The sequence below is a fragment of the Cellulophaga omnivescoria genome, assembly GCF_001999725.1.
In the GTDB taxonomy this organism is placed as follows: Bacteria; Bacteroidota; Bacteroidia; order Flavobacteriales; family Flavobacteriaceae; genus Cellulophaga; species Cellulophaga omnivescoria.
The window spans coordinates 1-25,154 of sequence record NZ_MDDP01000009.1; the positions used below are offsets into that span (position 1 = coordinate 1).

Annotated in this window: 25 protein-coding genes and 2 pseudogenes; 21 read left to right on the forward strand and 6 right to left on the reverse strand. The window is 31.4% G+C overall.

Translation table 11 applies throughout. The features are described from left to right. Nucleotides 1–52 precede the first annotated feature (52 nt). Complete coding sequence (locus tag BFJ87_RS04800; protein ID WP_077400731.1) at nucleotides 53–1,018, forward strand: transposase; 966 nt, start codon at nucleotides 53–55, stop codon at nucleotides 1,016–1,018. A gap of 23 nt (nucleotides 1,019–1,041) precedes the next feature. Here BFJ87_RS04800 and BFJ87_RS04805 read toward each other — a convergent pair whose 3' ends face one another. Beyond that, nucleotides 1,042–1,839, reverse strand: coding sequence for a class I SAM-dependent methyltransferase (locus BFJ87_RS04805; protein ID WP_077400734.1), 798 nt, complete (start codon nucleotides 1,837–1,839; stop codon nucleotides 1,042–1,044). A gap of 210 nt (nucleotides 1,840–2,049) precedes the next feature. On the opposite strand from BFJ87_RS04805, the gene BFJ87_RS04810 reads away from it, so the two are divergent. After that, nucleotides 2,050–3,615, forward strand: a complete 1,566-nt coding sequence (locus tag BFJ87_RS04810; protein WP_077400737.1) for an IS1182 family transposase — start codon at nucleotides 2,050–2,052, stop codon at nucleotides 3,613–3,615. 103 nt (nucleotides 3,616–3,718) lie between these two features. On the opposite strand, the gene BFJ87_RS04815 is transcribed toward BFJ87_RS04810, so the two are convergent. From BFJ87_RS04815 to BFJ87_RS04830, 4 genes and pseudogenes are all read right to left on the reverse strand, one after another. Next, nucleotides 3,719–4,315, reverse strand: coding sequence for a HEPN domain-containing protein (locus tag BFJ87_RS04815; protein WP_077400741.1), 597 nt, complete (start codon nucleotides 4,313–4,315; stop codon nucleotides 3,719–3,721). A 3-nt stretch (nucleotides 4,316–4,318) separates the two neighbouring features. Further along, entirely contained in the window at nucleotides 4,319–5,539 is a 1,221-nt protein-coding gene (locus BFJ87_RS04820) for a DUF262 domain-containing protein (RefSeq protein ID WP_077400744.1), read from the reverse strand. A gap of 81 nt (nucleotides 5,540–5,620) precedes the next feature. Continuing rightward, nucleotides 5,621–6,216, reverse strand: a pseudogene (locus tag BFJ87_RS17130) (tyrosine-type recombinase/integrase). Nucleotides 6,217–6,619: 403 nt separating this feature from the next. After that, the gene (locus BFJ87_RS04830; RefSeq protein WP_077400747.1) at nucleotides 6,620–7,258 is read right to left on the reverse strand and encodes an N-acetylmuramoyl-L-alanine amidase family protein; all 639 of its coding nucleotides are present in this window, start codon (nucleotides 7,256–7,258) and stop codon (nucleotides 6,620–6,622) included. 177 nt (nucleotides 7,259–7,435) lie between these two features. On the opposite strand from BFJ87_RS04830, the gene BFJ87_RS04835 reads away from it, so the two are divergent. The 14 genes from BFJ87_RS04835 (at nucleotide 7,436) to BFJ87_RS17165 (ending at nucleotide 19,946) form a co-directional block, all read left to right on the forward strand. After that, nucleotides 7,436–7,723 carry a hypothetical protein gene (locus BFJ87_RS04835; RefSeq protein ID WP_077400750.1) on the forward strand — a complete coding sequence of 96 codons (288 nt, stop codon included), beginning with the start codon at nucleotides 7,436–7,438 and terminating at the stop codon, nucleotides 7,721–7,723. A 34-nt stretch (nucleotides 7,724–7,757) separates the two neighbouring features. Then, on the forward strand, nucleotides 7,758–8,057 hold the full coding sequence (locus tag BFJ87_RS04840) for a hypothetical protein (RefSeq protein ID WP_077400752.1): 300 nt from the start codon (nucleotides 7,758–7,760) through the stop codon (nucleotides 8,055–8,057). Between the two features lie 8 nt (nucleotides 8,058–8,065). Then, the gene (locus BFJ87_RS04845; RefSeq protein ID WP_077400755.1) at nucleotides 8,066–10,474 is read left to right on the forward strand and encodes a TraG family conjugative transposon ATPase; all 2,409 of its coding nucleotides are present in this window, start codon (nucleotides 8,066–8,068) and stop codon (nucleotides 10,472–10,474) included. Nucleotides 10,475–10,487: 13 nt separating this feature from the next. Next, nucleotides 10,488–11,069: a conjugal transfer protein gene (locus BFJ87_RS04850; protein ID WP_077400758.1), complete on the forward strand. Its 582-nt coding sequence runs from the start codon at nucleotides 10,488–10,490 to the stop codon at nucleotides 11,067–11,069. Further along, nucleotides 11,069–11,908: a hypothetical protein gene (locus tag BFJ87_RS04855; protein ID WP_077400761.1), complete on the forward strand. Its 840-nt coding sequence runs from the start codon at nucleotides 11,069–11,071 to the stop codon at nucleotides 11,906–11,908. The genes BFJ87_RS04850 and BFJ87_RS04855 overlap by 1 nt, the downstream gene beginning before the upstream one ends. A 6-nt stretch (nucleotides 11,909–11,914) precedes the next feature. Further along, nucleotides 11,915–12,541, forward strand: a complete 627-nt coding sequence (locus BFJ87_RS04860; RefSeq protein ID WP_077400764.1) for a conjugal transfer protein TraK — start codon at nucleotides 11,915–11,917, stop codon at nucleotides 12,539–12,541. Continuing rightward, nucleotides 12,522–13,457 carry a conjugative transposon protein TraM gene (gene traM / locus BFJ87_RS04865; protein WP_077400767.1) on the forward strand — a complete coding sequence of 312 codons (936 nt, stop codon included), beginning with the start codon at nucleotides 12,522–12,524 and terminating at the stop codon, nucleotides 13,455–13,457. The genes BFJ87_RS04860 and traM overlap by 20 nt, the downstream gene beginning before the upstream one ends. A gap of 11 nt (nucleotides 13,458–13,468) precedes the next feature. Beyond that, nucleotides 13,469–14,263, forward strand: coding sequence for a DUF4138 domain-containing protein (locus BFJ87_RS04870; RefSeq protein ID WP_077400770.1), 795 nt, complete (start codon nucleotides 13,469–13,471; stop codon nucleotides 14,261–14,263). A gap of 178 nt (nucleotides 14,264–14,441) precedes the next feature. Next, nucleotides 14,442–15,914: a serine hydrolase domain-containing protein gene (locus BFJ87_RS04875; RefSeq protein ID WP_077400773.1), complete on the forward strand. Its 1,473-nt coding sequence runs from the start codon at nucleotides 14,442–14,444 to the stop codon at nucleotides 15,912–15,914. 122 nt (nucleotides 15,915–16,036) lie between these two features. Next, nucleotides 16,037–17,086, forward strand: a complete 1,050-nt coding sequence (locus BFJ87_RS04880; protein ID WP_077400776.1) for a helix-turn-helix domain-containing protein — start codon at nucleotides 16,037–16,039, stop codon at nucleotides 17,084–17,086. A gap of 90 nt (nucleotides 17,087–17,176) precedes the next feature. Next, nucleotides 17,177–17,923: a type 1 glutamine amidotransferase domain-containing protein gene (locus BFJ87_RS04885; protein ID WP_077400779.1), complete on the forward strand. Its 747-nt coding sequence runs from the start codon at nucleotides 17,177–17,179 to the stop codon at nucleotides 17,921–17,923. Nucleotides 17,924–17,944: 21 nt separating this feature from the next. Then, on the forward strand, nucleotides 17,945–18,364 hold the full coding sequence (locus BFJ87_RS04890; RefSeq protein ID WP_077400782.1) for a nuclear transport factor 2 family protein: 420 nt from the start codon (nucleotides 17,945–17,947) through the stop codon (nucleotides 18,362–18,364). A gap of 103 nt (nucleotides 18,365–18,467) precedes the next feature. Further along, nucleotides 18,468–19,496: a serine hydrolase domain-containing protein gene (locus tag BFJ87_RS04895; protein WP_077400785.1), complete on the forward strand. Its 1,029-nt coding sequence runs from the start codon at nucleotides 18,468–18,470 to the stop codon at nucleotides 19,494–19,496. 225 nt (nucleotides 19,497–19,721) lie between these two features. Continuing rightward, a complete protein-coding gene (locus tag BFJ87_RS17165) occupies nucleotides 19,722–19,946 on the forward strand; it encodes a nuclear transport factor 2 family protein (protein WP_420836111.1) in 225 nt (74 codons plus the stop codon). 162 nt (nucleotides 19,947–20,108) lie between these two features. Here BFJ87_RS17165 and BFJ87_RS04905 read toward each other — a convergent pair whose 3' ends face one another. Beyond that, nucleotides 20,109–21,020 carry a DUF5694 domain-containing protein gene (locus BFJ87_RS04905; protein ID WP_077400788.1) on the reverse strand — a complete coding sequence of 304 codons (912 nt, stop codon included), beginning with the start codon at nucleotides 21,018–21,020 and terminating at the stop codon, nucleotides 20,109–20,111. 370 nt (nucleotides 21,021–21,390) lie between these two features. Between BFJ87_RS04905 and BFJ87_RS04910 the strand changes: the two are divergent. From BFJ87_RS04910 to BFJ87_RS04930, 5 genes and pseudogenes are all read left to right on the forward strand, one after another. After that, nucleotides 21,391–21,585, forward strand: a pseudogene (locus tag BFJ87_RS04910) (EamA family transporter); the annotation flags it as partial. Nucleotides 21,586–21,714: 129 nt separating this feature from the next. Then, on the forward strand, nucleotides 21,715–22,488 hold the full coding sequence (locus BFJ87_RS04915; RefSeq protein ID WP_077400794.1) for a helix-turn-helix domain-containing protein: 774 nt from the start codon (nucleotides 21,715–21,717) through the stop codon (nucleotides 22,486–22,488). A gap of 78 nt (nucleotides 22,489–22,566) precedes the next feature. Next, nucleotides 22,567–23,271 carry a DUF4386 domain-containing protein gene (locus BFJ87_RS04920; protein WP_077400797.1) on the forward strand — a complete coding sequence of 235 codons (705 nt, stop codon included), beginning with the start codon at nucleotides 22,567–22,569 and terminating at the stop codon, nucleotides 23,269–23,271. A 95-nt stretch (nucleotides 23,272–23,366) separates the two neighbouring features. Beyond that, entirely contained in the window at nucleotides 23,367–23,885 is a 519-nt protein-coding gene (locus BFJ87_RS04925; RefSeq protein ID WP_077400800.1) for a hypothetical protein, read from the forward strand. 75 nt (nucleotides 23,886–23,960) lie between these two features. Next, the gene (locus BFJ87_RS04930) at nucleotides 23,961–25,082 is read left to right on the forward strand and encodes a serine hydrolase domain-containing protein (protein ID WP_077400803.1); all 1,122 of its coding nucleotides are present in this window, start codon (nucleotides 23,961–23,963) and stop codon (nucleotides 25,080–25,082) included. The last annotated feature ends 72 nt before the right edge of the window (nucleotides 25,083–25,154 follow it).

Below are 25,154 nucleotides of genomic sequence, written 5' to 3' on the forward strand. Positions count from 1 at the left end.
ATTTTAAGTTGTTGAATATACAGTAGATTGGCTCTTTACAATTTTTTTTATTATGAATAAAGATAAACAAATTTATGGTGTAGATATAAGCAAAGATGTCTACGATGTGTGCACACCAGAAGGAGATTTATATCAATTTAAAAACAGCGCTAGCGGTTTTAAAGCATTTGCAAAAATTTTATCAACCAAGGCTCATTGTGTAATGGAAGCCACAGGATATTATCATTTTCAGTTGGCCTATTTTTTAAATAATAAAGGCATAGCAGTATCTATTATAAATCCATTAAAGATTAAGCGCTTTATCCAGATGAATCTATCTAAGGTAAAGACCGATAAGAGTGATGCTATTTGGATTATGAAATACGGCAAGAGCCAATCACTTGCATTATGGAAAGGCGATAGTGAATTAATGCAAGAAAACCTTCAGCTTACTCGTTTACTGAGTCTTTACACAAAACAGAGCACCCAGCTAAAGAATAAGATACACGGCGAATCAACCTTAGGTAATCCATCAAAAGTAGTAGTAAGTTCCTTAAAGAGCCAGCTTAAATCGCTGTCAAAAGAGATTGAAAAGCTAGAATCTAAGTTATACGAGAATGTTAAATCAGCCCATCAAAAGTCTCTAACATTATTAAAAAGTATCCCAGGAATAGGAGAGAAAACACCTATATCCTTAATTGTTTTAACCGATAATTTTACACGATTTGATTCTTATAAAGGATTATGTAGTTATGCGGGTATCACCCCAATAATCCGAGAATCAGGAAGCAGTGTAAAGGGACGTCCTAGAATTAGTAAAATGGGCAATGCAAAACTGAGAAATCTACTATTTATGTGCAGTTTTAATGCCTGTAAATTTAATACCGCTTGCCGAGCTTTATTTGAAAGGTTGTTAGCCAAAGGAAAGAGTAAAAAATTAGCTTTGATTGCCGTGTGTAATAAGCTACTAAAACAAGCATTTTCAATCGTGAAATCAGGCCTGCCTTATGACCAAAATTATAGAAATGTAATAAAATAAAAAATACTAAAAAAAGTTGTTTTTTACCTCAGTTCTTTGTTAGCAAACGTTTTTTCTTTTATCGCAACTATCCTAATTCTTTTATAGTCAGCAAACCATTTTCCGTTGATCAGGCATTGTTCCTTTACTTTTTCCTGCACCTCACTTTTAATTTCCTCCATATGATTTTCGGAAACTCCGATAAAAAAGTTTTCTCCGAACATTGAAATCCAATCTTTTATTCCAGAATTTTCGTCTGCAAGTTCAGTCGGTCTGTCATAATGTTCTGCAAAAAGAACTCTAAATCCAGCCGATTCAAGTTCAGTTGAATATTCTCCAATTGTTGGAAAATACCATAGGTCTAATTCGGATTGCTTTTCATAACCTCTTGTCTTCAATGAGTTTCTCAGTTCATTGACTATTGTTTGTACGTTTCCTTTACCTCCAAACTCAAGAACAATTTTCCCATTTGAATTTAAATTTTCGTACATACACTTTATGGCGTTTTTGAAATCGTTCACCCAATGCAGTGTTGCGTTTGAAAAAATCGAATCAAATTTTTCATTGAATTTGAAATTACTGGCATCGGCAACTTGAAACTCAATGTTAGGGAATTTCGATTTGGCATCAGAAATCATTTCAGCTGATTTGTCAATTCCAATCACTTCTTTGGCTAGTCCGCTTATTTTAAAAGTTAATTGTCCTGAACCGCACCCCAAATCTAAAATTCTTTGATTCTCTTTTGGGTCGAGAAGATTAATAAGACTTTCTCCATAATGATAGACAAAAGAATGTTTCTCATTATAAAGTTTAGGTTTCCATTTTGTTATCGTATCGTTCATTTCTAATGTTTGCTAACGTTTATGTATAAGAATAGTTGCGGGTTTGTATGCTAGGATTTTCCGAAGGAAAATCAGACGTTACAAACACGCAACGACCTTTGATTAAGCACTAAGCCGCAATTATTATTATACTGTGTGCCTGTTGCACAAGTTAGTAAAAATTTGACATAGTGTTAATCTTATCTTTTCATAAGATTCATAACTTTAAGAATGCAAGGCAAAAAAGTATTTCAGGAGAAATTGTTTAATTCCTTTAGTTTAAGTTCACGAGTTCCAAAGGAAAATTTCTATCGTCGGTTAAATGAGGTGTGTAATTTTAATTTTCTGTATATTCTTACAGAAAAATATTATGGTTCAAGCGGACAAAAGAGTATAGACCCTGTTGTGTTCTTTAAGTTATGTTTGGTAGGCTATTTAGAGAATATTATTAGTGACCGCAAGTTAATTTCTCATTGTTCTATGCGTCTAGATATTATGTATTTTGTAGGTTATGATATAGATGAGGAACTACCATGGCATAGTACTATTAGTCGTACGCGTCAACTTTTTCCAGAATTAATTTTTGAACAAGTATTTACAAAAGTTTTACAACTTTGTATAGAAAACGGTATGGTTAGTGGTCATACCCAGACTATAGATAGTGCTCCAGTAAAAGCTAATGCGAGTATGGATACTCTTGAGTTAAAGGTTCCTGAGGAAGAATTAGAGGAACATTTACAAAAAATTAGAGCCATAAGTTCAATGGACAAGGAGCAACCACGCCGAAAGAGTAAAGGTGATAAGTCGGGCAAGGATCAGCGAAAAATAAGAGCTAATACAAAAGAATTAACAGCTATAAAGAGTAGAAACAAGCGTTGGTCAAAAGATCAAGATCAACGTCCTGGGGCAGGTAATAAAGGCTCAAAGTACACCAGTAATAAGACACATTATAGCCCTACCGATCCCGATGCTCTTATTAGTGTAAAGCCCGGTAAGGCAAGAAAGCTTAATTACCAAAGCCAATTAAGTGTAGATATCGCCAACCATGTGATCACCGATATTAAGGCATATCACGCAGATGGCAAGGATAATCAACAATTACAAGATATTGTAAAGCGGTTACAAAGGCGTTTGTGGCAACAAGGTTTATTGTTTAAGAACTGTGTAGCAGATACGGGTTATAGTAGCGGAGAGAATTATGCATTTCTTGAAGGTCAAGGATTAAAAAGTTTTATACCACCTCATGGCACTTACAAGGGAGGTCCAGATGGTTTTATGTATAATGAATCAGAAGATCATTATGTATGTCCTCAGGGCAAGGTTATCCCTTTTACCAAGGAATTTTTAGATAGCCGAACCAAGACAAAGAAGAAAGAGTATCGGGCTAGAAAACATATTTGTATAGGTTGCCCCATACGCAGGATTTGCTTAGGTAAAAGTGCACAAGAGAAGAAATTTAGTGTTACGTACTATAGAGCGGAATATGAAAGAAATATTACACGTGTAAACAGTAAACAAGGTAGGTATATGAAAGGCAAACGGCAAAGTACTGTAGAACCAGTCTTTGGTACCTTAACACAGTTTATGGGGCTCAGAAAAATAAATACTATAGGTATAAAGCAGGCAAATAAAATAATGCATATGTCTGCTATTGCCTATAATTTGAAGAAATACTTAAAATTTACAAAAAAACATGTAAAAAGTGGAGCGGGACAGTTTGCTTTATTGTTTTTAGTAAAAAATGTTATTGGCAAGTCTTTTTTAGCAATATTAAGAGATCCAAAATTAACTTTATAATTACCAAGCAACAATAAATAAGCCTCTTAAAGAGGCTTATATCTATTCGTTTTTTACCAAATTATAGACTTGTGCAACGGTTACCTTTGTTGGGCTTAGTTTTTTATTTTAAGTTTCTTATTATTCCATCTAACCGAGTTATCTCTGGAATTATTTGAACATCAATTCGGTTCTTTTCAGATTGCAAGTCTATTTGAGATTGAACGCTATGAGTTGTATGAGCAAACGAACCTCTCTTTTTTCCGAAATCATCCATAATATTTAACCAAGTTTGGTCAAGGTCAGATTCTTCAACACCCAATGGTAATAATATTTTCCTTATATTTTTTGATTTAACTCCGTGATTTTTATTCAGTAAATTAATATAGTGTATAACTGTTTTATTTATCCTCGATTCAATACTATTTTTATCTGGTTTATTATCCCAAATAATATCTTTAGCACAAAATGTCATAACTGATAAAAGACAGTTGCTTTTCTTTCTTGTTGTTTTCCATAAATCCAATGATTTTTGAATTTTTTCTGATGCCATATCTTCAAAATAGGCTTCTATTTCCGCGTGGACTAGAATTACATAACTTCTAATTTGGTCAGACTCCTTTTTAGTATAGTTACCAGAAATTTTGACAGCCGGAAGCAAATTATTTTCTATAGCACTAATCCGAGACAATAACTTGTTATGTCTTAATGAATTAGCCATTATTTAAATTGTTTGTTCTAAATATCCATTTTCATTATAGTAAGGAACTACAATAGGAACATCTAATACATCTGCTAAAGCATTTCCCCAAGTTGTTAACCTTTTAAATGTGTTGTCCATACTTTTGGTTGTGTGTTCAAAAGAGCTTAAAAATGCCTCATCTACAATACATAGATTTTTGAAAGAGTCCAAAATTGGTGTCATTTTAGTTTTAGCCTCTTCTAAAATTTCTGGAACACTAAAATAGTATACCATTATGTCGAATATTGCACGATTAAAATTGTTTTGAAATGAATCACCTAGCCACTTACTGAAGGCTTGTTTTTGTCCTCCATATAGTTCAATTGTGAATTGAATAGCACTATCTAAATTTTTTGCATCTGCAATAATTTTGTCTTTATCATTCTCCCAATTCTCATTTAAAATTTTAACAGTATTATCAAATGCTTTTTTCAAATTCCCTTCATACACTTTTAGGAAGTACTTATTTGCGAAATATCGAATAACAATCTCGACATCTCTCATTCTATAATCAGGTTTTTTAAGATTAAGCATATTTCTAATTCCTTCACTTTCAATTGAAAATTCATCAGCAAAATCAATAAAAGGACCTGGATGTAAAGCTTGTCTCAATTCTTGTGGACTCAACTTTATACTTCCAGTGTTCAAACGAAGAAATACAGTAAATAAGAAAGATTCATTTGGCCAATTTTTTATTATTGTAGTTCTTATACTTTGATTTTCTAGTTGATTCAATTCATCAATGTACTCAGCATCTTCTTTTAATTTCTTATAAGTTTTACCACTTAAGTCAGTTAATATTTCTAAACCTATAAGTCTAAGAGGTTTAAATTCATCATCTGCTTTTTGCGAAAAGAATCTACGAATAGTTAAGAGTCTTTGCTTGCCATCAATTACTATATATTTACCTCTTTGGCCTTTCTTTTCTGCAAGTATTATTTGAGGAATTGGCAGTCCTAGAATAATAGATTCAATAAATCGACTTTTAGCTTTGTTTGACCAAGCATCTCTTCTTTGAAATTTAGGGAATAAGTCAATATTGCCTCTTGTTAGTTGGTTGTTAATAGTTTCAGCAGTCCAATCAGTTCCCCAAATTACGGATTGACTAAAAGAGTCGTCATTTTGTTCTATGTCTTCTTCGTTTTCTGCTCCAATATCTTCTGGGTCAGTAAATAAGCTTTCATCTAAGTCGTTATTTTCCATATTGTTTCTATGTTTATTCAAATTAAGCCCAACTAGTTAGTAAACGCAGTTTATTGCGTTTATTTCTCTTTCAAATATATATTATTTAGGTAACATATCTAAAGGGCTTGTAATATTTATAAGATTAGTAGTACTAACATGGGTGTAAATTTCTGTAGTTTTAGAGCTATTGTGCCCCAATAATTTTTGTATGTACCTTAAATTGGTGCCTGCGTCTAATAAATGTGTAGCAAAAGAATGCCTTAAGGTGTGCACTGTTGCGGGCATATGTACCCTAGCCTTCTTTTTAGATCTGTTAAATACCTGTCGTATGCTAGAGGCACTATACTGCTTTCCATCTGCGCCCTCAAACAACCACTTTTAGGTTTGTATACTATATAATATGCACGTAATTGCGCTAACATAGTAGGTGATAATAACGTAATTCTGTCCTTGTTACCTTTTGCGTTTCTTACCCATACACGCATATTGTTAGAGTCTATGTCTTCTACTTTAAGGTTTATACATTCAGATATTCTTAATCCGCAACCATATATCATCTTTAAAATGGTTTTATGTTTTATGTTATTTGTGACCGTTATAATGTCAGCTACCTCTTGTAAAGACAGTACTTTAGGTAGTTTTTTAGCTTTTCTAGGTCTACAAAAATCATATTTTAATAGTAAAATATATGGGATGTAAAGGAAACTAAGTTATTTTTTATCTCATGAAATCCTATAAATAATTTTATTTTGAGAATATTCAAGAAAATTCAGTTCAAATTGTTACTTTAAATTGTAGTTATTATAGGTCTCGAATACTAAAAGTACAAATTAATTTTTTACAGTTTTATCTTCAAATATTGCTATTACATTAATTTTTAGGTATAACTAATATACTTTAAAGCTCTTATTTTTGATAAATTTTAAATTTTTTCTAATTCACTTGTTGCTCCGAAACTATATGAACGAGAAGTAAGTCTTTTTTTTCTTTATTACTGTAACAAACTAATCTTAGTGTCTTCTATTTTATTTCTTTAGAACATCCAAAGTATTTCTTTTATATACCTATTAATATCAAATTAAAACTCTCTCATAATTTTTAGTTACTATAGTTTGAGATTCCAATTAAAACACACATTGCCAATGCCTTAATATTTCCGACACTTGAAAGATAATTTGCTTCGTCGATATTAGTTAAAAAACCAATCTCCAGAAGTATTGATGGGCAGTTAACAATAGTTTCACGTAGGACCTGAAAATTTGCAAATTTTAGACCTCTAGTTTTAAAACCTAATTTACCTGAGGTCTCATTTGAAATAGCTAATCCTAATTCAATAGCGTCATTTGTAAAGCGTGAATCAGAATTATGTACAAATACCTCCATGCCTTTAGCATTGTTTTGGGATGCATTACAATGCAAGGAGATAAATAGATCAGCATTTAGAGTTTTAGCCAAATATGCTCTATCATTCAAAGAAATTAGAGTGTCTTTATAGCGCGTGACGTAAATCTCAAATTTATCATTTAAAACCATTTTATTCAGTCTTACTATTTCTTTAGCTATATTGAAAACTACCTCTTTTTCCTGAATACCATACATACCAATTGCACCTATATCTTTTCCACCGTGTCCTGGGTCAATTAGTATGATTTTTTTTTGACCAAAAATGAGACACATTTTTAGGAACAAAATCATAAAACTGACGTTTTTGAGCCTTGTTTTCCATTTAAGTTTCATAGTTGAGACGATTTTTTTTATCCATACCAATACAAATTAATGTTATTTGTTTTCAATTGTAATCAAACGAATTTAAATAATATTTTTTATATAAAATACTAGTAATCAATGATTTGCATTCTAATATAACGTATTTTTCATAATGTAAAAATGAAACAAAAATTAAATTATTTCAATATGAAAAAATTACCTTCTTTAACCGTCTTGTTCCTTATTATTTCAAATACCTTATTTGCGCAAATTGGAGGAATTGAAAATTCTGTAAACGATGTTTCCGATACCATTAGGGCTATTTTTCCTATTATTTTAGGCGTCATCTTCTTAATAGGTTTCCTTTTCAATGCAGGCCATTTTTTTGGTGAAAATGCAGATCTTAAAAAAGGAATCACGCGGGTATTGGTATTTGTGCTTATTGCAGGAGCGGTAGTTGGGATCTTTACTTATCTAATCGGAATTGTAGTCTAAGTCGCTAAGAAACAATTTTAAAACAATTCTGACAATGAAAAATTACCAAGTCTATAAAAATATTAGAAAACGAGCAGTGATTATGGGTTTACCAATTTCACTATTCGCACTTATGATAACCTCTGTACTTGGGACATTACTGATCATCATATTTTCATTCAATTTTTTTGTTGTTTTTATTGTATTTATATGGAATACTGCTCTATATGTTGCATTGACCAATCTTAGCAAGCATCCAACAATACTCCACTTTACAAAAGTATTTCCAAAAACCATCAGCAATAAAAATGCCTGTGTCGCAGGCATTTTTAAAGGTCAAATACTTAAAAAATAGCAATCTATATGAACAAAATAAATCTCTCCTCACACTATCCTATAATAGATATCAAGGATCATATTTTATTTGCCACTAACGGTAATGTAGTGCTTTGTTATAAAGTAGATTTTCCTGAAATCTATTCCTTATCAGAAAATGATTTTGAGGACGTACATGGCGTGTGGTTTCAGGCTTTTAAAGCATTGCCTGTGAGCACGGTTCTTCACAAACAGGATATGTATCAAAAGGTAACTTATGACGCCAAGACTATTCCAAAGGATAGTTTCTTAGCTAGGGCTACAAATACCTATTTTAAAGGACGAGAATATATGAAACATACTTCTTACTTATTCTTTACGCTGCCCATCAATAAAGCTTTGAATGCTTCCAAATTTACAAATCCATTTCGCAAGGTTGAAAAGGAAATTTATAAAAAACTTGACCATAATGTATCGGAGTTTATTGCTTCCGTAAACGATGCAGTTGCTTATATCAATAATAGCCACAAGGTAAAGTTAATACCACTGAGTCCTGAATCCATAAAAGACATCAGTGATACTTACTTTAATGGTTTTAATGAAGGTTTTGATACGGATATTCAATTGAAGAAAACCAACATTGAAATAGGTGAACATCATTTTGATGTTTTGGCAGTTAATAGTGAATTGTGTTTTGGAGATGTAGTACAGACTAGTAAAACCAATGCTAAATTTACTTCAGATGATTTTGTGTTTCACCAGGGGTTTATGGATGGTTTAGGGTTGAGTTTGAACGAAAATCATATGGTCAATCAAATTATTTATCTAGATGATAAACATAAGTGGCGCAAGTTACTCGATAAGAAAATAGAGGAATTAAACAAGAGTTCCAATTTTGGAACCCAAAACAAAGTCGTCTTAAAAAAAATTAAGGCGATTGTTGCTCAAATTAATGCCGATGATAATTCAAGAATAATAAGGGGACATTTTAATATCATTTTTTGGTCTAGAGAAGATAGAGAGCTTTCTAAAATAGCCTCTAAAATAAAGGCGGAGTTTAAGGAGCTTGATATCGTTCCTTATTATCCAAAAGGGGAGGAACGTAAAAATTATTTTCTGAATTCTTATTGTTGTTTTTCTTCTAACTTCTCTAATGAAGATTTGTATGTAACCGATTTGAAGCACGCCTTGTGTTTGTATATCAACAATACCAACTATAAGTCAGATGCTACGGGTATCATTTTTAATGATAGACAACATAATATTCCTGTACTTAAGGACGTATGGGATGAGGAGAAGAAACGTATTAAAGCTAGAAACTTTGCCATTTTTGCACCTACAGGAGAAGGAAAATCTTTTTTAGCCAATAATATCCTTCGACAATACTTTGAGGCGGGAGTTCGACTAGTGATTATTGATTTAGGGGGGTCGTATTCTAAGTTTGCTAAACTCTATCCTGATGACCATATCATACTGCGTTATGAGCAAGGAAAGAATTTAGGAATCAATCCTTTTTATATATCCAATCAAAGTGATTTGACACCAGAACGGTTAGAGGATTTAGCTGTTTTTATATTAGAGCTTTTGGCTTCAGGAAAAAAAACTTCCAAAGCTGAAGAGGTAGCCGTTAAAAAAGTCTTATTGTATTATTATGCGGTCATTAGAACGGGGCATTCATTGGCTTCTTTATACCAATTTATCGAAAAGAAAAAGGATACCCTTATTGCTGAAATCAATGTAAAGGAAACGCATTTTAGCGTCTACAATTTTTTACACATTCTTTCTGAATATGTGGATAATGGACTGTATAGTTTTCTTTTCGCTATAAATGAAGATCAGACTTATAAAATTGAAGACAAACGAATGATCATTTTTGAATTGGATGAGGTAAAGAATAATAAGGAAATCCTTTCGGTAATGTTAAAGCTTATTAAATCAGCAATTCAAAGAACTATTTGGAGGAATAAAGCTGAAAAGGGAATCATTCTGTTTGATGAGTTTGCGAAACAACTCAAATTTGAAAACGTATTAGAAAGTGTAGAATTCTATTATCAAGCCATTCGTAAACAAAATGGAGCTATTGGCGTCATTCTCCAATCGATCAATCAATTGCCTAATAATTCTACTTCAGCAAGTATTCTAGAAAACACACAAGTAATTTATAGTCTTCGAAATGAAAAAGGCTATGACGAATTACAAAAACGATTGAACCTGTCTAGTCACGACTTAAATCAATTGAAATCTATTAGAAACAATTTTACGGGTGCTAGAATCTACACTGAAATTTTCATCAAAATTGGAAAGGAAAGCAACATTTTTCGATTAGAAGTTCCAAAAGAGGTTTATGCGGCCTACCTAACAGATGGAAAAGAAAGCGATGCTATTATGGCCATTTATAATGAAGTAAAGAATATGGAAGCCGCCATAAATGGATTTATAAAAAGTAAGTATAAATAAAAAAATAAACATTATGAAGAACCAGATTAGAATAACCACCTTATCAGTTGTAGTTTTCTTTTTAATACAAGCACGCGGGACGTGTCAGGGAATGCCGGTGTACGACAACACTAACTTTATTAGCCTATCTAAGTCGTTAATTGAATCCGCAAAACAGACTTCTCAATTATTAAAATCAGTCGAATTTTTAAAAAAACAAAAAGAAAACATTGAGAAGGTGAACAATGTTATAAAGCAATTGAAGGCGGTGCGTGAATTAACAAGGAACAATCAAAAGCTATTTGATATTGTACAAGGTGATTTACGAGAGATTCTAAATTCACCTTATATCAAAGCCGATGAGGTTCATCGGGTTTCTGAATCTTTTAATTCCATTATCGAAAGTTCTTTAGAGGGCTTGGAGTTTATGGATCAGATACTTTCAAGTGATAATCTTAAAATGACAGATGCTGAACGTGCTGAATTTCTTAAAGCAAAAGAGCTAGAATCCAAAGAAATGGTGGTTGAAATAGAAGCTAAAACTAGACGTTATCGCGAAATTATTGCCTTTAGGAAAATGCAGGATAAAATCAACAACAGAGAAACCAATTACTAATGGCTGGATTTGTTTTAGGCATAGGGTTGGAATATATTGATGCAGTATTTACAACCATTAAGAATAGTGATTTTTCGCAGTATACTATTACTGGAATGAAAACACTTGCGCTATTATTTTTTCTCATTAATATTTTAAAAAAATACAATGAAGGTGTTGCGAATAATGAGGGATATACTTGGGGGTTAACACCTTCAGAACTCGCGAAGAATTTTGCAGTCGTTATTTTGGTTATTTTCTCGACTCAGGTATTGACTGTTTTTGATGGAATTTTAGTTGCCATTGAAAATCAATACAGGGATACTGCGCCTGCTCTTCTTCCATTGCAAATGCAAGACATTGATTTGGAACAGGATGTTGGTGCATTGGAAGCTGCAAAAAAAGCACTGGCCTTACTTTATGAAGCTTTAGTAACACCATTATATGGATTAAAAGCGATCGCTTTTATTGTGGGTATATTTTTATGGTTGCTGGATTTGTTTATTTATCCCTTGTTTCTGGCAGAGCGTTATTTCTTGCTAGGGATTATGCAGGCCTTTTTTCCGTTGGTAATTAGTCTAGCTGTATTTGAAAAATTTAGAACATTGGCATACAATTTCTTTAAACTCTATGCAGGGGTTTATATGTTAGTACCTGCTTTTTTTTTGGTCAATGTCTTTGTGAATAACCTCTATACTGAAATTAACACCAATTTCTGGGGTGAATTATTCGGTACAGATTGGGGAAGTGATTTTTTTGCGCCCTTACTACAATTTGGATCAATAGGGTTTATCGTCTTACTCAAATTCAAGCTGTATCGCAAAGCAACATCTTTTGTATTTAAACTCTTTAGCGCCTAATTAATTATGAAAACACCTTATAAAAATATTTACAGTTTAATGAAGCTAAATCGTTTTGTTGTATTGACGGTTGTGATTACAGCTGCTCTTACTTGTATCGTTTCATTGATACTCGTGATACAACTTCATAAGGAAATGGTTCACAATGCTTTTGTAGTCAATACCGATGGACATATAATTCCTTTAAAACTTGTTTCTCAACAGGAAAATTTAGAAGTAGAAATACAGGCACATTTAGAACTTTTTCACACCTATTTCTATAACATAGATGCCAGTAATTACGATAAGAATCTAGATAAAGCTTTATGGTTAGGGGATAGTACAGTGGATGCCTTGTACAGACAGAAGAAAGCAGATGGAGTTTACAACCGATTATTACAATATTCATTGCTTCAAAGAGTATTGAAGATTGAATCTAGAATCGATATACAACAAGAACCGTATCGCTTTGAAACTACGACCATTTTTGAAATCAATCGAGGATCTATTGTAGATGTTTATGAGCTGATAACAACGGGAAACCTAATTCATGTTGATAGAAATTTCCCAAACAATACGCATGGCTTTTTGATTACCAATTTTTTTGAAAACAAACTTAAAAAATTAGAGACTTATGGGGATAGAAAAGAATAAAATTGTTTTTGCAGCTGTCATACTATGTGTGGTTTTATTTATAGGTTCATACGCAGTGATCATGCTAGGAGAAGATGAAGAAGCAAGCATTGAAAATAATCAAATCCTAATTCCTCAATTAGAAGAAAGACAAAAAGAATACAAATCCAAACTGGAGGCGATAGATGACTTGAAAGAAGAAAGGCAGACTAATGCTCCAAGTATTTATGATGAGCGCTTATTGGACTCTACAGGACTTTATGACCCTTATCTGTTGGATAAACAAAAGATGCGAATTGTGGATAGTATCTATAACGAAGGTCGCATTCGTTATTCGGATAGCGGTTTTAATAAGCCCGTAAATAAAGTTTTACCTAGTATAGACCTCAAAAAAACTATAAAAGAAACAGAAAAGGAGGGAGGCCATAGGACAGCAAAAGAACTTGAATTAGAGCATCTATTATTCTTTGCTTCAAACCCCTTAGAAAATCAAAAATTAGCCATTAAAAAAATGGAAGAAGTGATTTTTGTTCGGGTAGATGGAACACAAACAGTAAAGACCAATTATCGTTTACAACTGCGATTGACAAAAGAAGCTTATATCAATAATACTTTAGTGCCAAAGAATACTCCCATTTACGGCTTTGTAAGCTTTAAGCCCAACCGTACAATGATAACTATAGAAAGCATCAACAACATACCAGTTGAACTAAAAGCTTTTGACTTGCAAGATGGGAGTGAAGGAATATATGTAGAGAATAGTTTTCAAGCCAATGCGAGACAAGAAGTTGAAGGAGGTATTGTGGATGATATACATATTCCTGGAGTGCCTCAAGTAAGTGGTGTCAAAAAAATATTTCAACGAAATAACCGAACTGTAAAGGTGACTGTGACTGATAATTATCAATTACTCTTAAAAGTCCAAAATGAACATTAAAAACTAGCGCTATGAAAACCTATATTATTTACCTCTTCCTAATTTTTTCTACAACTATAAATGCTCAAAGAGTAGTAGATACGATATATGCCAATGAAAAAAAGAATGTTGCCTTGTTTTTTTCAAGTCCAATACGCCAAGGTATAACAGGAACAGTAAACTTTGTATTTACGTATAACCGTGAACAAGAAAGCTATTTTGGTTTGTTACAGGCAACACCAGGAACAGAAAGCAATTTATTGACGATTACTAGTGATGGTAAAATCTATTCTTATATTTTAAAGTATAAAAAGGAATTACAAAAACTGAATTATTTTATCGCTGAGAGTGAAAGCATAGGAAATGAGAACCCTGAGATACTGCAATCTTTACCTGTTGCGAAATCAGTGGCTCACGGTCGAATTAAATATTTCCAAAAATTTAGTGACTACTTGTTAAGGTCGTCTTCTTCATCCATAGCAAGGAGGTATAAAAAAGGAATCAAATTACAATTGGAAAAAATGGTATATGCTGGTTCTGAAGTATACCTAGCCATTGAAGTAAAGAATAAGTCTGGAATCGATTTTGAAATTGATTACCTGACTATTTATAGAACTAATGGGAATAAAAAAAGGAAAGCTTCTTATCAAAAATTACCTTTAGGGATTAGGTATAAACACAAAATGGAAACGACTATAAAAGACGGTGAATCTTCTCGATTTATTTATGTGCTGCCTAAATTTGTTCTGGGTGATAATGAACGTTTAGAAATTGAGTTGAAAGAAGCGCATGGGAGCCGGAAAGTGATTTTGAAAACGAAGGTTTAAAGCATTTTTAAATAATTTGAATTCAACTTTTCTTTTGGTTATGCATATGTTTTATTAAATGGAAAGAATATAGTGTTTGTTACGTAAACAAAACATTTATGGTATAATTCTATGTTTATTAAAGGGTTAAATGTTGCAAAAATAAAAGTATATCGTCTTGAAGGTATATAGTTGTAATATGAAAAAAATATTTTATTTATTGGTATTAATTTTATTCTGGAATTGTGATGATAAAAATAATAAACCTATGAGTGGAAATTATAGGTTTATTGGTGATAGTTTAAAGATAGAAAAAAAACTAAGCCAACATAAACTACCAGGTTTTAGTATTGCTGTATTTAAAAATTATAGAATAATACATGCCCAACAATGGGGGGTGAAAGCTGCAAACAACCAAGAAAAAATAGATGTAAATACTTCTTTTTCTACAGCTTCTATTACAAAACCAGTTACAGCATTACTATGTTTAATTTTGGAAGAAAAAGGGCTGATCAATTTAGATGAACCCATTAAAAAATACTTGAAGAGATGGCAACTTCCAGAAAGCGAGTTTACTAAGAATATTAAAGTTACTTGGAAACACTTACTTTCTCATACAGCAGGCACTAGTCAACACGGTTTCTCCGATTTTTATGATGGTGATACTGTTCCTACAATTGTTCAAAGTTTAAAGGGACAACTTCCCCGATATAATGATAAAGAAATAGAGTTTCTTTTTGTTCCAGGAACAAGCTGGAAATATAGTGGTGGTGGTTACGTAATTGTTCAAATGGCATTAGAAGATCATTTAAAAAAACCTATAGCTGAATTGGCTCAGGAGCACATATTCACCCCATTAAATTTGAAAAATACTACGATGATTCAACCAAATGAATATGGATTTTTGAGTAATGTGGCCAAGGTACATGATGAAGATGGAAATATTATAAAAACAGGTTTACCTATTACTCCTCAATTGGCCCCATCGGGTATGTGGTCAACACCTACCGATCTAGCGAAGTTGGCCATTGAGATTCAAAATGCGCTCAGAAATAAAGGAAATACTGTAATCAGTTATGAGGTAGCCAGAAAAGCAACTGCAATTTCCGCTTTAAAAGATGCTGCAGGTGGTTGGAGTTTGGGGTGGCAACTTTCGTTTGGATATGATAACTACAATTGGTTTCAATGCAATGGTTCAAATACAGGGGTAGGAGGAGATATATTTGCAACAATGGAAGATGGTAATGGGTTTGTTATTTTTGCAAATGGAGAAAAATCAAATAGATTTCCCGTAATAGATTATACAAGAAATACACTATTAAGTATAATGAAATGGAAAAAAGAGATTCCAAAAAATAAAATTAAACCTATACCGACAAATGTACAAAATGCGCTAGTTGGTACATATGATGATTTCTTGTATCAACGAAGTTTTGAAACTATTATTGTTGCTAAAAACAATCGTCTATATATTCAGTCTCCTTTTTTTGAACATTTTAAAGGCACTAAAGAAAGTGAAATGGTGTATCTTGGAGATAATGTTTTTAAAATTATAGATTACCCTAATTTTATAAAAGTAGAGACGAATAAAAATGGGCAGGCAATAAACTTTCTCATATATCGGGATTCTCCTGATACTCTTGCAGTAACTATCCCTTTAAATAAAAAATAAAGTAACTAACCTTTTTTTTGAAGTCAAATAATCATTTGGCTCAACATAGTCGAAATCTGGAGAATCGGTAAAAGATTATCTTTACGAAAAGTTGAAATCTTTAAAAAAATATCAAATTATAAATGAATTTTGAAAACCAACTCATCTTCTTTTTTAGTGCTTTAGGAGCATTTAATGGATTTTTATTATCACTCTACTTTGGTATTGTCGCACAAAGAAAAAAATTCTCAAATTACTTTTTAGCCTTATTACTTTTGGTATTGAGTATTAGAATTATCAAATCTGTCTTCTTATTTTTTAATCCAAATTTATTTAGTGTTTTTGTACAAATAGGGCTTTCTGCTTGTGTATTAATTGGACCAGCACTATACCTGTATAGCGTATCTCAACTAAAATCATCGAATACTATAAAATGGTGGATTCACATAATTCCTTCTTTTAGTATAGTGATTATATTAGGAATTCTATATCCATATTTAGGCAATAGAGAATTGTGGACCAAATTCTTAGTTAAGGGGATTTATTTTCAATGGTTGATTTATATTCTTTTAACAGGTTTTAAACTAAAACATATTCTAAAAAAAATATTCTCAAAAAATATAAAGTTCAACGAAGTTGAAGTTTGGTTGTTAAGTATTTTTGCAGGAGTATCAATTATTTGGCTTTCTTATAATATTGGTTCTTATACATCGTATATAGTAGGAGCATTATCATTTTCATTTGTTTTTTACCTTTTAGTTTTATTATGGTTATTTAAACAGAATAAAAACACTTTATTTTTTGAAGAAAAAGTAAAATACGAGAATAAGAAAATTGATAAAGAAGAGGTGAAATTAATTATAGAAAAATTAACTGTGATTAATAATGAAAAACTCTTTAAAAACCCCAATTTAAAATTGTCAGATATTGCTAAACAACTAAATATTTCTACTCATCAATTATCACAACTTCTAAATGATAATTTAGGGAAATCATTTTCGCTATTTATAAACGAATTTCGAATTGAAGAAGCAAAACAGTTATTAATTTCAAGTGAAATATACACAATTGAAACTATCGGTTACGATTGTGGCTTTAATTCTAAATCTACTTTTTTTACAACTTTCAAGAAGATAACAGGAACTACACCTGCTCAATACAAAAAAACTAGATTCCAAAAACAAAACAATTAAAAGTCTTTATTTACATAATAGTAGTTCGGATTTATAATAGAAAACCTTTATAGATAAGAATGATTGCATATTGCGGTAAATTAAAACCGTATGCAAAAAATTATATTTCTTTTATCATTAATTTCTATTCTAATTGGAGGTAAAACCTCTCAAAAAGAGTCTGACAAAATACTCTTTGTAGTATCTAATCAAGATACGTACGGAAATACAAATTTAAATGCATATAATCATTTTTCTGAAATTGTATTGGCTTATGATATTTTTAAAAAATCAGGTTATAATGTAGATTTTGTAAGCCCAAAAGGCGGAGTAATTCCTATTGGATATATAAACAATTTTGATAGCATTCAGAAAAAGTATCTAAACGATACTGATTTTAAGAATTTGCTTAAAAACACACTTCGTCCAAACGAGATTAATCCATTAAGTTATAAAGCAACCTATTACAGTGGTGGTGGTTCTGCAATGTTTGGAGTGCCAGAAAATAAAGAAATTCAAACTATTTCAAGAACTGTTTATGAAAACAATGGTATAATATCCACCGTTTGCCACGGTACCGCAGGTATTGTCAATTTAAAATTATCAAACGGAACATATTTATATGAAGAAAAACAAATAAGTGGCTATCCTGATATTTTTGAAAATATGGATTCGGAGAAATATAAAACCTTTCCTTTTTCTATAGAAAAAACAATTAATAAACGAGGAGGAAATTTTTCATATTCAAAAGAAAGAAATGCAAATTATTTTGAGGCAGATGGAAGATTAGTGACAGGTCAAGATCCTTCTTCTTCAATATCGGTTGCCAAAAAAGTTATAGAATTAATAGAAAAATAAATCAATATAAATATAAAAAAAATGAAAACAACAATCTTAACATTATTACTTTGCATTAGTGTTACACTAAATACATTTGCTCAAAAGTCTGATTATAGCCTCGTAGAAAAAACAGTTTCCTATTATTTAGACGGTGGTACAAATAATGACTTTGAAACGCTGAAAAAAGCCTTTCACCCTAGTGCAAGTATGAAATTTATCAAGGGAGAAAGCTACACAGAGGTAAATGCTATTGATTTCTTTGAAAAAGCCATCAAGCCAGGACCAAAGCAAAATCGCACTTGTATCGTAGAGCAAATCAATATTGCTGGTAATGCAGCTAATGCACGCCTTCGTATAGACTACCCCAGCTTCTATTTTATCGATTATGTGAATTTGTTAAAAATTGATGGGGAATGGAAAATAGTAAACAAGATATTCCACAGACAAAACAAAAAATAATTAATATAAATCTATTCGAAAGGATTATCGTGGTATAAAAATACTAATGATGAAAATCATATAATAAGCTTTAATACAAACTATTACTAAAATTAATTTAAAAATGAAAAAACTTCTAAGCCTTTATATCATAATAGCTTTTTCAACGGCAAGTTGTCAGCAAACTAACATTGTGGACTACGTACAACAACAATATGAAAAGGGAGAACTCAATGGAAATGTATTGGTAGTAAAAGGCGATTCCGTACTTTATGAAAAATCTTTTGGTATTGCCCATCCTGAAACAAAAGAACAGTTGACAGCTGCACATCGTTTCAGCATTGGTTCAATTTATAAAGAATTTCCAGCGGTTGCTGTAATGCAACTCTGTGAAAAAGGAAGCCTCAAAACTGATGATAAAATTAGTAATTATTTAAGTGATTTAGATTTGCCTACTTGGACATCTTCAATAACTATACAGCAGCTATTTAAGTACACCAGTGGTTTACCTAAGGTGTCATGGGAACATTATGTGGATAACAAAATACCAATTACAGAACAATTACTTTTGAAAGATTTAAGAAAGGTAGAGGAACTCGTTTTTAAACCTGGTACGGATTATCTGTATTCAAACTATAACCCCTTATTATTAACGCTTATCGTTGAAAAGGTGACTGGGCAATCTTTCGAAGATTATGTTCAACAACATATCTTTAAACCTGCAAAGATGACCGATAGTTATTTTGGCAAGGCAATGCCATACAAAAACGAAGTACTGCCTGCTATAGCATTTGATAAAGATTACAATTTTGATCCCTTTACAAATAGAGAAGCAAAGTTTTTAATGTTGTTTACTGCAAAAGATTTGTACCAATGGCTCTATCATTTACATAGTTATCAATTGCTATCAAAAGCATCTATAAAGTTCCTTTCAGAAAGAGAAGGCTCACAATCACCTTTAGGAATTTTAGAATGGGACGGTGACCAACTTGAAGTGCACCATCATCATGGTGAACAAGGAAACTATGAAAGCGTCATTAGATACTACCCTAAAGATGATTTGTACATTGTGATTTTAAAGAACCAAAAGTATTTTAATGTTATGGATATGGCAGATGAAATACATAATATTGTAACCAACACTAAAAATTAAAATATGAAAAATTTAATTATTATAATATTAAATCTCTCAAGCATAAGTCATTTACAAAGTCAGACTTTAAATGGAAACAAAGAAGACATTCAAACCATACTGAAAAACACAGAAGACTTTTCAAAATACGTAATGGCTTCAGATTACACGAATATTGCTAAATGTTATACTATTGATGCAAAAATATTTCCGAATAACACTAACATATAAGAAGGTGAGGATATTATTACCTATTGGACACTTCCTAACGGTGTAAGTACCACTTACCATAAAATAACCCAAACTGAAATAAGTATTATCAATAATACTGCTTATGATTATGGGTATTATGAGGGCAAAACCAAGCACAAAGACGGGAGCATAAATACCTGGAAAGGCAAATATGTAATCGTTTGGAAAAAAATAGATGGCGATTGGAAGATGTACTTGGATATTTGGAATAAATTGTAAAATATCAGAGCGAATGTAATATTTCATTAGATGTCTGACAAGATTTTTTAAAATTAGAAATGGATGAAAGCGGGCAATCTATAAATTTTATCATATTTAGAGGTTCCCCTGATATTCTTGCAGTAAATATTCCTTTAAATAAAAAAGAAAAGTAACTAATTTTTATTCTCTAGATATTAAATAATCATTTGGTTCAACGTAGTCAAAATCTGGAGAATCGGTAAAAAACTGTCTGAGCTGCCAAACATGACCTGAACCGTAAATTAATAAAAGGCGTTCTTCTTTATCAAAATCGGTTATGTCTAACGTGTTAGCAAATATTCTCAAATTTCTTCGGTACCACCTAGCTACATTATCCGCTCCTAAATAATTATCGCCAGCACCTTCTATTATTTTCGTTAGATATGACTGATGGTCTTTACGCCTGTTCTCAGGATTATTCAGCCTTAATAAAAGCTCTGTAAGAGTTCGGGTAGTTTTCAATGAATCTCCTATTTTATAAAATGCATCAAAGTCGTATCGTCTTGCTTTTTTATATTGACCTTGTGATTTTAAGTACGCATCTTCGTCATAATTGTCCCAATCTAAATTTACACCAAACCAATCGGCAGAGGCATCAGAACAAAAAATTCGGTCGTGGCCAAGTTTTTTGGCAAGTTTAAATCCTATTTGATAAACTTCGTTACTCTTTTCGCTAATATCAAAACTATCTTTCAAATAGTTTTGATACTTTTCATTAACAATACTATCTGCTTTAATTCTATTCCATTCCAATAGTATTTTGGTAGGTTTGTATTCTGCTATTTTGTTGAGAAGTGTCTCCAACTCAACTTGTCTTTTATCTTCCAAAATATTAAAAGGAAATTTAGGTTTATAACCATCCAAACCAGCATCATTAAAATGAAAAACACCCAAAACCATTGCTTTAGTTTTATGTTTTCCTATAAAGAAATTAGGGTCTTCTATTGGGCTTAATTTGTCCAATATTTGCTTCTCAATAATTATCTTGTCTTTTTGTTGGTTACAAGAAGTAAGTAGTACAAGAACAGTTAATATGTGAATTAGATTTTTCATGTTTATATAAAGTTTGGTTTTTTAAAGGACTGTTTGTATTTGCTTTTGTCGCACTTTCGTAACTATTCTTTTGTTTTTAAAATCCTGTAAAACTAGATATACTAAACAGCTAGAAATTGTAAAAAATCGACATTTTGAATCTATTAAAACGATTTTACCGCACTTTAAATTAAGAATTATTCATTTATACTGTCTGACCTGAAAAAACAATTTCTTTAAAGGAAGATAGTCTTTTAGTTATTCTAATGATTATTGATATATGCTGAGCGGTAGCGTTGATGGTGTGTTAGAGAAAGTTAGGTATCTCCCTTTCATTGTAAGATTAAAACAGATATTTTTTAACAGGCCAAACACTATTCAGTAGCATAACAGTTTCAATTATTTGTTAAAAGTAATTTCTATAGAAAAAGTAGCAACTTCTGAATTTATAAAACCTATTATAGCACTTATTTTAGAATGGTACTTTTTAGATGAAAAGATTACTGGTCAATCTATAATATCAGCGGTTATATTATTAACTGGGGTTTATTTTATAAATAACAACAAAATAAGACTACCTAAATAATAATATACCTTTGAAACTATATTGTAACAAAATACAGACCTATACGTTGTATTATAAATTGAGTTGTTTGAAATAAAGCTAACCAATTCAAAAGAAGAAATAATGTGTTAAAACGGAATTAACTAGAAAATGGAATACAATTTAATACCACCTTGCAAAGAACTTGAAAGCCACATAAGTCATTTTTGGGTTTGTACCTGGGATACACCTTTAGAAAAACCGAACACGACATACTATGTTGTTGGTAGTAGTTTATCTGAAATTGTTTTTGCCTTTAACGGAAATGAAAAGAACTCTAGCTTTCTGTTTTCAGCCATTCAGGGTCATACCCATTTAGCTAATCAGTATCCGGTAGATGAATTTCATCATCTTATAGGTGTAGCGTTTTATTCGTATGCAATCCCCAATTTTTTTAATATTCCAGCAAGTGAACTTAATGAAAAGTTCATGCCTTTGAATACATTTCTTGGTAAGGAAGGCATCCTGTTAAATGAAAAGATAGAAACAGCCTCTTCAACTAAAGAGCGTATTGATGTTTTATCTGAATATTTTAAATCGCTTTTGAACCAACCTAAAATGGAAGACCCATTAATAACAAAAGCAATTAAGGCTATAAAAAATGGTAATGGGAACCTGAAAATTGAACCACTTGCCTATGATTTTGGTCTGTCTCAAAAACAATTTAACAGACGGTTTAAACAATACTCAGGGTTTAATCCTAAAACCTATTCAAGGGTCATTCGTTTTGAATCTGTGATTAAACAACATCCTACTAGTTCAAGTCTTACAGAAATAGCTCATGAAAACGGCTATTTTGACCAAGCCCATTTTAATAATGAGTTTAAACTATTCACAGGATTTAATCCAAAAGACTTTTGGAGCCTAAGCGACGACGATATTTAAAACGTCTATTTTTTACAATTTTTAGAATCTTTAGTTGAATAGTTTTGAGGAGTAAAACCTAAAACAGCTCAACTAAGGATGAATTACAGAATTGAAAATAAAGAAAAAATAATCGGGCTCTTTCTGTTCATCGGACTAATTGCAGGAGTTTTCAGCATAGCACCATCAATTGATTCCGCAAACTATTTAACAGAAGCTACCACAAATTCCAACCAAGTAATTATAGCTGCCATATTTCAATTTATAATGTCCCTAGTCTATTTAGGCATTGCTATTTTACTATATCCTATCGTTAAACAGTTTAGCCTTAGTTTGTCCATTGGCTTTTTAAGTTTCAGAATTCTTGCTGTTACACTTTCCATTTTGGGAACAATTCTAATGCTTGGTCTTCTTATTTTAAGTGATAATTACGTTAAAGGTACTTCTATAAACTTCATAGAGATTCAAACATTAGCAGGTATATTAAAATCATCTCGCGATACTGTAAATCATATTTTCATGATTTTAATATTATGTATTGGTAATATTATGCTTTATGTCATATTTATTAAATCAAAACTTCTACCTAAATGGATTTCTATTTGGGGAATAACTGGAGCTGTCTTATCCATAATTGCAAGTGGTTTAGTTCTATTCAGTATTTTGGATATTATAACGGTAGAATACATAGTTTTAAATGTGCCAACAGCTATTTTAGATATAGTACTGGGTATCTGGTTGATGTTCAAAGGATTTAATAAAAAGTCACTTCTTTATCTAAAAAAAAACAGACTTAATATGTAGCCTTTTTACTTAGGATGTCCATTTTTTACAATTTTCAAAGTTTTGTTCTAAGTAGTTTTGCCGTTTTTAATTGACCTGTCTAAATATTTAAAAGCATGACACATAAAGAAAAACCTAAAAAGTCATATTATGCACTTATTGCAATTTCTGTAATCGCACTTCTGTTTAATCAATTTAAAGATGATGTTCTTTTTCAAGGAACTGATGAAATTGGCACTGAAATATCAATAAATAAGTTTCACGAATTAAAGAAACAAAAAGATAGCGATGGTAAAAGGTACTCGATTATTGGTCATGCAACTATTAGTAATTCTGATATCACGAGAGTAATTGGAAGACCTTTAAAGATAATATTTAATGACGCGGATAACAATTATATAGAGCGTTTTGAACTGTATTTTGGAGAAGGTAATAATGAATTTTATCTACCGAATGAATTCACACCTGAGGATTTAGTATTGTTTGATAATGAAGGAAATAAACATACATATAATGAAAATGTACGTTTGTCATTTACATTTAAAAGAATAAAAAACGCAATCCCAGAGAGAAATGAAGAAACTGGAGAGTATGTTTGGAGTTACAGCCAAATAAGAATTGACTCAGTAAAATAAATTATACATTACAAAATATACCAGTTACAATTTTAAGGATTGTTCGTCCTAATATATACATCAAACAAAAGAATTATGAAAATTAAATTATTGCTTGTCTTATCAATACTAGTGCTTACAAATTGCAAAAATTCAGAAAAAAAAGAAGCCCCTAAATCCTTAGATAAAGTTCAGATTGCCATGGATAAAAATGTAGATTCTCTTCTTTTAGATTCTAAAATAAATGCTGTTTCAATCGGGGTTTATAAAGATGGAAAAAAGTATATAGCTCACTATGGAGAACTAGATAAAGGGAAAAACAATAAATCAACGAACGAAACAATCTATGAAATTGCATCGGTAAGTAAAACGTTTACAGGAGTCTTAGTTGCCAACGCTGTTTTAGAAGGAAAACTAGCTCTTGATGATGATATTAGAAAGTATCTAAAAGAAGACTTCAAAAACTTCGAATATAATGGTGAACCTATAAAAATCAAACATTTGTTGACACATACCAGTAGAATGTCAAAATTCTTACCTGAAAGTATCAATGCGCTGTTAAATGACTTTAATGAAGATTTACCTTTTAAAGTATATGAAGTTCAAAAGGATTACGGTAAAAAAGAATTTTTTAACGATTTGCATTTGATAAAACTAGATACTATTCCTGGTGAAAAATATGCATATTCTAACGTTGACACAGAACTCATGGCGGAAATACTGGAAAATGTTTATGACAAATCTTTTAATGACATTTTGAAAGACTATTTCCAAAAGAATGCTGATATGCATGATACCTATGTAGACCTTCCAAAAGATAAAGAACAATATTTAGCTAATGGTTATGGAATGACTGGTAAACTTGTTCCACATGAAGTCGTTATATATGGTGCTGATGGTGGTGTAAAAACCACTATGCCAGATTTAGTTAACTATATGCAATTGCATTTAGACCCTAGCAATAAAGTAGTTGCAGAATCTCACAGAAACCTTCTTGAAAATGGGAATAGAGAAATAGGCTATTATTTCCCTATTAGAAACAATAAAGAATACGGTACGTATTACAGTATGCACGGAGGTGGTTTTGGTAGTCAAAATTGGTTTTTCCTACTTCCTAAATATAATTTGGGAATCTCTGTGATTACAAACCAAAGCGACTTGGACACAGCAGATAAATTAATGAAAGTTGTTAAAGGCCTAATTGAGGATTTGAAATAATATAAAAGATGCGAGTTCATTAGTTACAAACGAAAATAAAAGCGGATAATTCTAAGTTTAACAAACAGCAAC